General features: G+C 36.1%; 9 protein-coding genes. 6 read left to right on the forward strand and 3 right to left on the reverse strand.

Translation table 11 applies throughout. From position 1 onward, the window contains the following. The first annotated feature begins 257 nt into the window (after nt 1–257). Nucleotides 258–2,072 carry a hypothetical protein gene (locus HW347_RS17910; RefSeq protein ID WP_214613118.1) on the forward strand — a complete coding sequence of 605 codons (1,815 nt, stop codon included), beginning with the start codon at nt 258–260 and terminating at the stop codon, nt 2,070–2,072. 168 nt (nt 2,073–2,240) lie between these two features. Here HW347_RS17910 and HW347_RS17915 read toward each other — a convergent pair whose 3' ends face one another. Both HW347_RS17915 and HW347_RS17920 read right to left on the reverse strand, forming a co-directional pair. Continuing rightward, complete coding sequence (locus tag HW347_RS17915) at nt 2,241–2,825, reverse strand: hypothetical protein (protein ID WP_214613119.1); 585 nt, start codon at nt 2,823–2,825, stop codon at nt 2,241–2,243. A 67-nt stretch (nt 2,826–2,892) separates the two neighbouring features. Continuing rightward, complete coding sequence (locus HW347_RS17920; protein ID WP_214613120.1) at nt 2,893–3,471, reverse strand: NADPH-dependent FMN reductase; 579 nt, start codon at nt 3,469–3,471, stop codon at nt 2,893–2,895. Between the two features lie 490 nt (nt 3,472–3,961). Here HW347_RS17920 and HW347_RS17925 point away from each other — a divergent pair, with 490 nt between their 5' ends. Further along, nucleotides 3,962–5,302 carry a hypothetical protein gene (locus HW347_RS17925; protein WP_214613121.1) on the forward strand — a complete coding sequence of 447 codons (1,341 nt, stop codon included), beginning with the start codon at nt 3,962–3,964 and terminating at the stop codon, nt 5,300–5,302. A 238-nt stretch (nt 5,303–5,540) separates the two neighbouring features. Here the strand turns inward: HW347_RS17925 and HW347_RS17930 are convergent, their stop codons facing one another. After that, the gene (locus tag HW347_RS17930) at nt 5,541–6,296 is read right to left on the reverse strand and encodes a DeoR/GlpR family DNA-binding transcription regulator (RefSeq protein ID WP_214613122.1); all 756 of its coding nucleotides are present in this window, start codon (nt 6,294–6,296) and stop codon (nt 5,541–5,543) included. A gap of 198 nt (nt 6,297–6,494) precedes the next feature. Here HW347_RS17930 and HW347_RS17935 point away from each other — a divergent pair, with 198 nt between their 5' ends. The 4 genes from HW347_RS17935 to murQ all read left to right on the forward strand — a co-directional run bounded on the left by HW347_RS17935 (nt 6,495) and on the right by murQ (nt 13,321). Beyond that, complete coding sequence (locus HW347_RS17935) at nt 6,495–9,584, forward strand: SusC/RagA family TonB-linked outer membrane protein (RefSeq protein WP_214613123.1); 3,090 nt, start codon at nt 6,495–6,497, stop codon at nt 9,582–9,584. A gap of 10 nt (nt 9,585–9,594) precedes the next feature. Beyond that, entirely contained in the window at nt 9,595–10,899 is a 1,305-nt protein-coding gene (locus tag HW347_RS17940) for a RagB/SusD family nutrient uptake outer membrane protein (RefSeq protein ID WP_214613124.1), read from the forward strand. Between the two features lie 129 nt (nt 10,900–11,028). After that, entirely contained in the window at nt 11,029–12,495 is a 1,467-nt protein-coding gene (locus HW347_RS17945; RefSeq protein WP_214613125.1) for a sodium:solute symporter, read from the forward strand. Then, nucleotides 12,488–13,321: an N-acetylmuramic acid 6-phosphate etherase gene (murQ, locus tag HW347_RS17950; protein WP_214613126.1), complete on the forward strand. Its 834-nt coding sequence runs from the start codon at nt 12,488–12,490 to the stop codon at nt 13,319–13,321. Before HW347_RS17945 ends, murQ begins: the two co-directional genes overlap by 8 nt. Nucleotides 13,322–13,455: the final 134 nt, after the last annotated feature.

Below are 13,455 nucleotides of genomic sequence, written 5' to 3' on the forward strand. Positions count from 1 at the left end.
AGAAATATCAGTTAAATATCCCTTAACTAGTATTTTAAAATGCACTAAGTTTCAATCTATATTGAAGTTTAGTGCGTTTTGCTTTTAAACGTATTTTGAATCCGCAGAAATACAAAAATATTGGTCGTAGGAAATATCCTAAAAACCTGACTAAAATCATATTTTAAAAGTTGCAGATGCTGCATTTTTGTGGGCTATAGTTTAAAACTCGTGAGCAAATTTGTTCACTAAGATTAAATCACCACAAAAAATATTTTATGACGCACGCACATTCCTTTCACATTCCAGTTATGGGCATCGGCTTTACAATTGACTCTCCTTTAAAGGTCTCACAGTTTGGTATTGACTCGGTTATCTCGCTGGTAGATGATATACTTTTAGAGAAGCTTCGTAAGATGTACTCTGGCAAATACGGACTTGCTTATCAAGAAATTACAGATAATATAGAAGATTTTAGGGCAAAACGGATTACTTCTTATCTTGATATGATTCAAGACCTTGCTCAAGAAAAATTTGATAATTTCAAAAATACCACTACCGAGACTGCTGACGGCATCAGGTCTTATTTCAATTCCCTACCCGATTCATCAACCTTTAAAAAGGAATTTTCTGAACTCGCAGAATACTCTTTTAATTTTCCAGAAATAAAAGACTGGGTTAAAGAGCGAATGCCCATGGGTAGTATTGATGTAAATATTATGACGAAGGTTGATAAGGACAACTACGTTAAAAAAGAAAAGCTTTCATCTGAATATAATGATGCCCATGCAGCACTTAGAGGGTATGCAAATAGTAAGCTAAATTCTTCCGTAATTCTTTCGGCAGGAATGAACCCCCGTTTATACAGCTATTTAGAACAGTTTGATGATTTTTATCCGGATACCAACGGGAACATCAAAAAGAAGATTGTTCTTAAGGTAAGTGATTACCGGTCAGCTATGATACAAGGCAAATTTCTAGCTAAAAAAGGTATTTGGGTTTCTGAGTACCGCATAGAATCCGGACTTAATTGCGGTGGTCATGCATTTGCCACAGATGGCCATTTAATGGGACCAATATTACATCAGTTCAAAGAAAACAAACAAGAATTGATAGATACGGTTCATGAGCTTTTGGTTAATTCTCTTCAGCTTAAAGAACGTGCAATTCCTAGCAAACCATTGTCTTTAAAAATCACTGCTCAAGGAGGTGTTGGTACCGCCGCAGAACACCAATTTCTAATAGATGAATACCATGTAGACTCTGTGGGTTGGGGTTCCGCTTTTCTTTTAGTTCCAGAGGCAACAACGGTAGACAAAGACACTTTAGATAGATTGGTTAAGGCAAAGGAAGAAGACTTGTATTTGAGTAACATTTCGCCATTAGGCATACCTTTTCACAGTTTAAAAGGGAACACCAAAGATGTGGAAAAAGCAGCCCGAATTTCTGACGGTAAACCAGGTAGTCCGTGTCCAAAAAAATTCGTTGCGCTAAACAAAGATTTTAATGAAAAAGGACTTTGCACAGCATCCAGACAATACCAGAACAAGAAGTTAAAAGAACTAAAAAGTCAAAATTTATCACAAACTGAATACGACTATCATTTTCATAAGATTACCGAGAAATCCTGTACCTGCGTAGGCTTAGGCACCTCTGCACTACTTGTCTATAATCTAGATACGAAAATTGAAGGCGAAGGCGTATCCGTTTGCCCAGGCCCTAATATGGCCTACTTTTCAAAAGTTTCTACGCTAAATGAAATGATGGGTCATATCTATGGCAAAACGAATGTAATGTCACATCCTAATCGCCCTAATATGTTCATCAAGGAACTTCACATCTATTTAGAATATTATAAAGAACAGATTTCAGAATTTAAAATGATGCCTACCGCTAAACGCAGAAAGCAACTACTGTCTTTTAGCAGTAATTTAATGGAGGGTATTGGGTATTATGAAAATCTTTTTGAGGCAAAAAAAGATAAGGCACTCCCCTATTATAACCTTGCACTGGAACAGTTAAAGGAGTCCCGAACTTTCCTATCGTTATTAACGGAAGAAGTTGAAATGCCCGAAGAGAATTTAGCGTCATAAATATAGTTAAGCAGTGAATTAGATTTTAGATGTCATAATGAAAAAGCCCTACCAGAAATGGTGGGGCTTTTTGTTGCTGCTATAATTATTTTTGAACGATAAAATAAGTGGCTCTTAATTTTAATTAACTGGAAAAAGGTTTTTGTATATTAGGCATTGATAAAAACTTTATTTTATTTCAATTTCTTTTACCATTGATCTGATTGGAATTGCTGTGATTTCCCCTTCTGTTTTTAAAAAAAGATATTCACTGGTTTTTCCTATAAGTATTCCTCTTTTTGTATCCCCATCATTAAATTTCACTCCAATCATTTCACTGTTAGTTTCGATTTGTTTTTTAGCTGAATTCCCATATCCATTTGAAGCAACGAAAAGATAACTTAAAAGCATAACAGTATAAAAAGTGTATCTAACAGGATTAAACCATTCTTTCTTATACATTCCCATGTTAATCTTTGAGTAAGATTCAGGATGCTTTTTTAGCCAATAAATATCAAATTTTATTATAAGCAATCCCATTAATATAGAGCCAAAAGAAAATAACAGAACTTTGAAATCAGAAAAAGGGGTGATTAAAAAATCAAAAACGTCTGCATAATCAAAAATATTAATTCCAAATCGATTATACTTTTGAAACGAAAATAACATTCCAATTGCAACTGATATAATATAGCTTATTGTAATTAAAGTTTGTAATTCTTCAATTCTTACTTCGTAAAAATTCTTTATTATTCCTTCGTCTGTTTGTTTCATAATAATGCTAATGCTTGAGTCAATGGTATTGCGAACAAAAAAAATTGGTTTCTATTTACACAATAAGCTAAAGCTTATTGTTTTGTTCTTTTATACATTTTTTACCTGCTAGATTTTCCGTCAATTTGTTTAAATTCTGTACTAATATTTTCAATTCAATTTCTGTATTGTTATCCAATATTTTACCGTCTTTCCCTACTTTTCCTTTTACTCCTTGAATTAAAAGAGTTGTTTCGTCTGTAAATTTTGTTTGAATAGTTTCCATAATCAATTTTAGCTCTATGTGTCCTTTTTCTCCGCTTGCCGAAGTAGTTATAAGTCCAATTGGTTTGTCAGAGAAAACAGTTGTCGATACACACCATTCAATCATATTTTTTAAACCACTAGGAATACTGAAAACATATTCAGGTGTGCAAATTATAATTCCGTCTGCATTTTCAATTTTATTCCTAAAGTCAAGAATTTGTTTAGGTATATTTTTGTCAGTCAGTTCAGTTTTAAAATGTGGTAATTCAGTCAAATCATCTATAATCTCCAAATTGAAATCGGATTTATTTGATTCTGCTATCCACTTGAGAATTAACAGATTTGCAGAATTCCGACTCGCACTTGCACAAATTCCAATTATCTTTTTCTTTTTTATCATTCAATTCCTATTTGAATGTTTTTTTTGGCTTGCAGGTAACGTACGGATATATATAATTGCACATATTTCGATTTCACAGGTAATTTACTCAAATCTCAGATACTGCCAATATTTGTAAGAAAATAATGAGGTGATTTACATATAAACCCCCTCCAAAAACATTTAAGAAAGATATCATTCAACAGTAATTTTAGGCATCCTATTTCTTCATTTAGAATGATTCAATAATTAATTTTTTTATTTTATTCGAGGACGTTTTTAAAAAATTTAAGCGTATTCCTTAATTTTTTTTAAACTTTTTTTAATCCTAGATTTTCTCTTTAAAAAAATTCCCTTTCACCATATATCAGTACTATTCTACACTACTGGATGATTTAAGAGCTATAGAAGAAAAGCTACTTATTCATAAACAAACTTGTTAAAATTAAAGAATACAACAACCACATCCTCAGTTTATTCGTACATCTTTAAACCCCGAAATTTATATCTTATGAACAAAGTGAAAATGTACCTATTGTTTTTTGGCATTGGTTTAAGCGTTATGAGCTGTACCAGTGACAACTTAAATTTAATTCCAGATAACGATTCTGAAGAACAGGAATCCGAGACTCCCGAAGAAGAGAACACTGAGGAAGAAGAAGTAACCCCTGATGAAAATGTAGTTACTGTAGATATTGCTACAGAACTTACAGCAAATGATCTAGAGCCTCATCCAATGCAAGATGTTGCAAAACCCGAGTATCTAAAAACCATAGTAGATCCTTCCTTCGGAACAATTATCCGTAGAATTTCTAATGGTGGCGATGGTACGGTTACAAAACCAATGTATAGTACCGTTCAAGCATGGAACGCCGATGAAACCCGAATGATTTTGTACGACCAGACAAATGGTGTACATCAATTATTAAATGGTAAGACTTATGCTTTTATTAGAAACCTTGATGATATCCTACCAGATGATATAGAACAATTATACTGGGATTTCAATCAAGCGGACATTCTTTATTATCTAGACAAAAGAACGGATGACTATATTAAATACACCGTATCATCTGGCAATAAAGAAATTTTAGTTAATCTAAGAGAGATAACCAACTGTACAGGTGGTCTAAGTATGGGCAACGATGTTCAGATGCCATCTTGGGATAATGATGTAATAGGATTTCGTTGTGAAAACAATACTGCCTACGCTTATCGTTTTTCAACTCAAAAGTTAACTACTTTTAATATTGATGACGTAAACTATACCGCTGCTATGCCTGCACCAAGTGGTGATCTTTTTTATCACAATGTATCTTCGTACGATACCAACGGTGACCTTGTAACAAGACTTAACAAACAGAAACCAGAACATTCTTCTTTAGGTAAAATGGCGAATGGAACTGATGCCGATTTTACAGTAACATTTAACGGTGGTCCTAAAGGTGGATGTTTAGGAAATATTGTTGCTTATGACTTAAACACAGGTGACTGTTTGCCTGTAATCTCTGAAGATTTAGGATATGATTACCCAAAGAGCGGTACACATATTTCTGCCGTAGCTCATAAAAATCCGGGATGGATTGCTGCTTCTATGATAGGTTTTGAACAAGACGGCGTAAAACTTCTAGATCAAGAATTGGTTATAGCAAGAGTTGAACCAGGCAACGTAGAAGTATACAGAATTGGACACCACAGAGCTGATGAAGATCAGTTTGATTACTGGGGTGAACCTCATGCCGTTATTAGCCCTACAGGAACCCGTGTTCTTTTTGGTTCTGACTGGAGTGGTAGTGAAGATGGTAAATCTGTTGAATCTTATGTAGTTGAGTTACCTTCTTACCAACCATAATTGATTTAATAATAAGGTTATATAAAGTAAACCTTATGTTCTCTAAACTTTAAAAGCAAGCCCTTGAAAAAGGGCTTGCTTTTGTTTATACTTATTGCATATATACAGAGAAACTACTAAAAGAACAATTAACCAAGCTGATTGCTGATTATTAAAATTTTAAAAGATGATAAACCGTAAAACCATAGCCTGGAAATGTTTGCCGCAGTCTTTTTTAAATTTTAGGTGTCGTCTTTTGCTAAATCAACTCTACTCCATTATCATGATACGGCCTTAGCAAATCTGCATCTGGTTCAAGTTCCGTAACTAAGGCATGCAGCGTATTAATATCACATATCTTATACCTATTTACGGTGTTGAGTTTTTTACTTATGGTAAGGGCTACCAAACGTTTTGAAGCTTTTATCATAGCTCTCTTCATTTGTGCTATCTCCCAATCGGTTTCCGTAATACCTTTTGAATAATCAATATACCCAGTTCCCAAAAAGCAAATATCTGCTGTAATATCAGACAGGCTATTTATGGACTCCCCACCTGTAACGAGCTGAGACTCTTTGGATAGTTTACCGCCAATTAAATAAACCTCATGACGCGGAGACATATTATTGATTAGTTCTATAGCCATAGGCAAGCTTGGCGTAAATATGGTGAGGTTCATTTTTGCTGGAATTAGCTTTGCTAATTCTAAATTCGTTGACCCCCCACTAATAAGAATTACATCGCCATCCTTCAACAAAGAAATCCCCTTCTTAGCAATTCTTACTTTACTGTCTTGTTGAAATATTTCTCCTGATTGGTCTGTATAAATATTGAAGCCGTTTGAGACTGCACCTCCATGAACCTTTCGTAATCTACTAAGTTCATCTAGTTCTTTTACGTCTCTTCTCACTGTATCCATAGATACATTTAATATTCCGGCTAAGTCGGTTAGAAGCACCCTGTTGTGCAAATGTACTTCCTCTAATATAACCTGATGTCTTTCACTTTTTCTCAAACTCTAATACTTTAATTTCTGCAATAATATCAAATTAAGAATAAATACGCATCAAATGCAATGAAATATTGCATATAATATGTGATTTTTATTAAAATCAGATAAACATCCCTATTTTGCTGTTTTTATGCAATAATAAATTGCAAATACTATATTATTCTGCTAGGTTTGCTCAAACAACAAGCTAAAGATTCTATTATGACAAAAATGTATCAACTGCTATCTGCGCTTCTGCTGGCTTTTTTCTCGCTGAGCTCATTTGCACAATCAACTACACTCTCAGGAACGGTTCTGGCCGAAGATGGCTTCCCTTTACCTGGTGCTAGTATTTTAATCAAAGGCACCACAACTGGAAGTTCTTCTGACTTTGATGGAAACTTTAGTATGGAAGTAAGTGATGTTTCCGGAAAAACCTTAGCTATTAGCTATATTGGTTATAAAACATTTGAAACCATCCTAACCGGAGACGACCAGGTTTTTAATGTTACCCTAAATGAAGATTCCAATGCCTTGGATGAAGTCATTCTAGTAGGTTCTTCCATTACTCAGTCTAGAAAAAAATTGGGTAACGCTATTACTACGGTAAAATCTGCCGAATTAGTAAAAGCAGCACCTGTAAACATTACCTCTTCCTTACAAGGTAAAGTTCCCGGTGCCCAGATTACACAGAACTCTGGTGATCCGGCCGGTGGGTTTTCAATCCGCTTAAGAGGTCCTAGTACCATTAAAGGTTCATCAGAACCTCTTTATGTTGTTGATGGGGTTATTACCAGCAACCTTACCACTAACGTTACCAACTTAAATATTGCTAGTGGTGATGCCTCTCCCGGTCAAAATAGAATGGTAGACATCAACCCAAATGATATTGAAAACATCAATATATTAAACGGTGCAGCAGCGGCGGCAATTTACGGATCAAGAGCTTCTAACGGTGTGGTAGTTATTACGACTAAAAAAGGTGGTAACTATGAAGATGGACCTGAGTTTTACGTAAAATCTACATTTAATGTAAGTACAATTAGAAAGAAACTTGACCTGAATTTAAGAGGTGAAGAATTTGAAACCGTCCCAAATAGTGACTTATCAGGTAGACTTTGGCCTATCTTCGGTTTTGACCCAAATGACGGAAATGCATTAACTACCTATAGAAACTTATCTACCAATAAGTTTGAAACCACGCGATACGATTACCAAGACGAAATTTTTCAGACTGGGTTTGGTAGCGACACTTATTTCTCTGCCAAAGGTGGTAATGAGAAAATGAACTATATGGCATCAGTAGGATACCTTAGTAATGAGGGTATCGTTAAGAATACTCAATTTAACCGTTTCTCTGCAAGACTAAAATTCAACCACAAAATAGCAGATTGGATTTCTTATGACCTTGGCCTTTACTACGCGAACAGTAAGTCTGATGAGAAACCGGATGGAAACGTTTTCTGGAGCCCTATCAACTCAATCAACATTACCAATAATACTTTTGATATTACTCAAAGAGATGCAAACGGTAATTTAATGGCGGTAGAAAACACACGTGTCAATCCGCTTACTATTATTGAGTCTTTTGATATTACACAAAATGTAAATCACTTTATACCTAACCTGCATTTAAAAATAAATCCTATCGAAAACCTAACGATAGACCAGATTATTGGTGTAGATACATATAACCAAAAGGGGCACATAGATATTCCTATTTACCCTTATGCCAACGTTAACCCAGCTTATTTTGACGATGGTTATTTAGGTGATGCAGAAGCTAAAATTTTTAATTGGAACTATGACATCAACGCCAATTACAATATAGATATCTCGGACAAATTAAACTCGGTTACAACCGCAGGTTATAGTTTTCAATCCAGTGAGCTATCTTTTGAAGGTAACCAAGGAAGAGGTCTAGATGCAAATAATACCCCTACTATTCCTTTATATACTCAGCCTATTGATACCAATCTTGACATCTACGGATTCTTTCTACAAGAGACCTTGTCTTGGGATAACAAGTTATTCTTGACCCTAGCCGGAAGAATAGATGGCGCTACCAATTTTGATGTGGATGAAAGGTCTAATTTCTATCCTAAAATTTCTGGATCGTACGTACTATCTAACGAATCTTTTTGGAATAACGACAGTTTCATTAACTCCGCTAGATTAAGAGCTTCTTATGGTGAAGCAGGTAACTTAACCGCTATTAGTCCATACGAAAGATTTGGAAGCTATAGTTCTAATGATTTCTTAGGGTCCTCTACCCTACAACAAAACAATAGATTGGGTAACGAAGGTTTAAAACCAGAGCGTACCAAAGAATTTGAAATAGGTACGGATTTAAGTTTCTTCAACAATAGAGCTTCCTTATTGTTCACATATTACCGTCAGAATATAGAAGATTTAATTGTAGGTCGTGTATTGGCTCCCTCAGTAGGTGGTTCTTCAAGAACTGAAAACGTTGGAACCATGCGTAACAACGGTATTGAATTATACGCAAGAGTTACTCCCGTGAAAACGGATGATCTTACTTGGGACTTAAACTTCAACTTTAGTAGCAACAAGAACAAAGTTTTACAAACCATTGGTGGAGATATTACTATTGCAAGTTTAACCGGTGCACCTCCTGTAGTAAAAGAAGGTGAAGCTTTGGGTGTTTTCTACGGTACGTATTACGCCAAAGATGATAGCGGACAATTGCTTTTAACAGGTGGTTCTACAGATGGAAGTCCAGAAGGGGTTCCACAACCAGAAAGAGGAGATTTAGTAACAGGAACAGCAAAGCGTGATGCCAATGGCCAACCTACTGGAGATGTTCTAAGAAAAGTTATTGGTGACCCTAACCCTGACTATATTCTTGGTGTTGGAACAGACCTTGCTTACAAAAACTTCTCGTTCAGTATGCTATGGGAAGCCGTACAAGGTTTTGACGTATTCGATGCCGATAAAAGAACCAGACAAGGTGTTGGTTTAGGACAATTGGCAGAACAAGAACTTAGCGGCGAGTTACCAAGAGGTTACATTGCCGGTGTTTACCCTATTGAAGAATTCAGAATGGAAGACGGGTCTTTCGTTAAACTTCGTGAAGTTTCTTTAGGATATGAGTTTCCAGAACTTTTCAATTCCACATTAGAGAATGTAAAGCTCTCTTTGATCGGACGTAACTTGATATCGTTTGACAAGTTCTTCAGTTATGACCCTGAGACCAATGCTGGTGGGCAATCTAACTTACTCCGATCTGTAAACTTCGGTAACGTTCCTATTCCTATGACCATCTCATTATCATTAAGTGCTAACTTCTAAAAAAACGGATATGAAAAATATACTAAAACTTATGGCTATCGCACTAATGATCGTTGCATCATCTTGTGATACCGAATATTTAGACCCCAATTCTACTCTAGAGCCCGATGTGACCAATAACGTTGATAATTTGGTGATGTTGATAAATGGAGTTCAACAAAGATGGAGTACAGACCGTGCAGGTATAATTTACAATTACACCCATATTGCAGGTTTGAATACCGACGAATTGAGACTATTAAACCCAGGAAACCTAGGTGAAAACGAAATTTTGCTTGGTGGTGATGATGTAAACGGAGGAAATGAGGTTTTAATCAACATGTGGACAAATGCAATGTTAACCCGAAAAGAGGCAACTACAGTGATCGATGCTGCCGATGATGCAAGTGATAGCGCCTCTGCTTCGGGTTCTTTAAAGGCTTATGGTCTTTTCTATAGAGCCTTGGCTCACGGAGCTTTAATTCAGTTTTTTGAAAGTATTCCGTTAGAAGTTATCGAAAATGCCACCTTTGAAGACCGAGCTGCCGTATTACAAAGTGCCATTGCAGACTTGAACGAAGCAAAAGGTTATATAGCTGCTGGATTGGATACTGCCGTAACTTCGGATATCTTCAACTCCGTTGACCTTGAGAATTCGGTAAACGCTATGTTAGCCAGATTTAATTTAATGGCGGGTAACTATGATGCCGCAATAACAGCGGCCAATGCCGTTGACCTTTCCGTTAAATCTACTTGGGTTTATGATGCTTCCATTCCAAATCCATTAGCATTTTGGTTCGGGTCACAAAACGTAACGCAGGCCAAGGATTTAACATTTGGATTACCATCAGATCTATTACCTGATGAAAACGATGCCCGTGTTCCTTTCTACATTACTGCAGATGATTTAGAAGCTGAAACCCCAAATTACCAAGTAGTTGGTTTCTGGAGTGATAACCTAAGTGAAATACCCGTGTATTTACCCGGTGAAATTCTTTTGATCAAAGCGGAGGCGTATGCGCGGAATAATGAGCTTGCCAATGCGGTAACCGAACTAAATACCGTTTTGACAAAAACAGCAACAACGGACATTTATGGCTTAGGTGCAAACCTTCCTGAATATACAGGCCCCATTGTACAAGATGATATTTTAGATGAAATCTATAAAAACAGAAGGGTTGAACTTTATTTGACCGGTTTATCTCTTGAAGACAATAGAAGATTCCAAAGACCTGGTCCCGCTGATGCGGATGCAGAAAGAAATCGTAATTATTATCCTTACCCCAATGCGGAAAGGGATAACAATACAAATACACCTGCTAATCCAGCACTATAGACTATTGATTGTTTTGTTAAACAACAGGGGCAGCGTAAATGCTGCCCCATTTTTTAAACTTATTTCACTGCCATATACTAGTGAAGCAGCACCTTACTTCTACTTTCTTAATTTAAAAGTCTACACTTTTTGAGCCCTACGCTAATCTTAGTAATCATTGCCATCTACTTCTCTATTTTAATGGCAATATCTTATTTCACCTCCAGAAATGCGAGTGATGAGACCTATTTTACCGGTGACAGAAAATCGCCTTGGTATTTGGTTGCATTTGGTATGGTAGGTGCCGGACTGTCCGGGGTTACATTTGTTTCCCTGCCAGGAATGGTAGGCAACAACAACTTTCATTTTTACCAATTTATACTGGGTAATGTTGTGGGTTACCTCTTTATTACTTTTGTACTAACACCACTATACTATCGTCTTAAACTTGTTTCCATATATTCCTACCTCAATGAGAGGTTTGGAAACAAAACCTATAAAACTGGATCGCTATTTTTTCTAATATCCCAATCTTTTGGCGCCGCTTTACGACTATTGCTCGCCGCAAAAATCCTACAATTTGCCGTTTTTGATCACTTTGAAGTTCCGTTTTTTCTAACCGTTATTTTTATACTCATACTGGTGTGGCTTTACACCAACAAATCAGGAATAAAAACAATTGTATGGACAGATACCATGCAAACCGTTTTTCTAATTCTTGGTGCTGTAATTACAATTTATACCATAACAACTTCTTTAAACCTTAGCGTATCAGAGGCCATTGAAAGTGTTGGGAACAATCGTTATTTTAAAATATTTGACTGGAACGCTAATTCAGGAAACAATTTCTATAAACAATTTATTGCAGGCATTTTGGTAGCTATAGCCATGATTGGTCTAGACCAAAATATGATGCAAAAGACCTTAACATGCAAAAACGTTTGGGACGCTCAAAAGAACACCCTCACCTATAGTCTAATTCTGGCCGTAACCCAGTTTCTTTTTATGGGGCTAGGTGTCTTAATGTACATCTATGCTCAAGATATGGGCGTAGCTTTAGAAATAGGCGATAACGGTCAACTCATAGGTACTGACACCTTATTTCCAAATTTAGCCTTGAACCATCTTGGAGTACTAGCTGGTGTCTTTTTTATATTGGGTATTATAGCAGCCTCGTTCTCTAGCGTAGACTCTGCTCTTACAGCACTTACCACCTCGTTTACTTATGATTTTCTTGATATAGAGCATAAACCAAGTGCAGTAAAAAAGAAGCTGAAAAATCTAGTTTTAATTGGATTTTCATGTGTCATTTTTGTTATAATCATGATGTTTGCCAGTAGCGAAGGTGATGTTATTTCTCTGATTTTTAAGGTAGCAGGCTATACGTATGGACCACTTTTGGGCTTGTACCTTTTTGGTATGTTCACCAAAATCTCCGTAAGAGATAAATGGGTACCTGTAGTTTGCGTCTTTGCTCCTATTGCAACCTATTTCTTGGGTCTCTATTTTAAAAATAGATTTCAATTTGATTTTGGATTTATAAACATAGCCGTAAACGCAGCTATAACAATTATAGGACTACTATTAATTCATAAAAAAATAAAAGAAAATGAGTAACCCCATCACTGAACAACCCTCTAAATATAACAATCTAGAAAAGATGGACGTATTGGAACTGCTCAGTAGTATTAATGCTGAAGACAAGACCGTTCCCTTAGCTATAGAAAAGGCTCTTCCACAAATTAGTGACTTTGTGACTGCAGTAGTTCCTAAAATGGAACTTGGAGGAAGATTATTCTATATAGGTGCTGGCACAAGCGGCAGACTAGGTGTTCTAGATGCTTCTGAATGCCCTCCAACTTTTGGTGTTACCGATGACCATATTATTGGCCTCATAGCAGGTGGAGATATCGCCCTTAGAAAAGCCGTAGAGAATGCCGAAGATGATGCAAACCAAGCGTGGAAAGACTTAAAGAAATTTGAAATATGTGAAAACGATGTGCTACTAGGTATAGCTGCATCCGGCTCTACACCTTATGTAGTTGGCGGGATAAAGAAGGCTAAAGAAAAAGGCCTTATTACAGGTGGTATTTCATGCAATGAAAATTCACTATTAACCATAGAAGCTGATTACCCAATTGAATTAATAGTAGGCCCTGAATTTGTAACAGGCAGCACTAGAATGAAAGCCGGTACCGCTCAAAAATTGGTTCTAAACATGATTTCCACGGCAATAATGATTCAACTAGGAAAGGTAAAAGGCAACAAAATGGTGGACATGCAGTTGTCCAATAAAAAATTGGTAGAACGGGGTGTCAAAATGATTATGGATGAACTAAATATTGATGCCGATTTAGCAAGACTCTTATTGAAAAAATACAAGAGCGTTAGAAAAACCATAGACCTTTATAAAGACCGCCTAAATACAAATAGTTTAGATTAAAATCTTTTTGTCCCAAAATAATTTAGTTGTTAAGCGGAAATACCACATGCCTCGATTGGTATTTTCAATTAGGAGGATTGGTCGGTAAACATTTGTTGTGCCGGCCTTTCTTTTTTTACCTTATAAATAACTTT

The organism is Zobellia barbeyronii, assembly GCF_018603515.1.
GTDB classification, from domain to species: domain Bacteria; phylum Bacteroidota; class Bacteroidia; order Flavobacteriales; family Flavobacteriaceae; genus Zobellia; species Zobellia barbeyronii.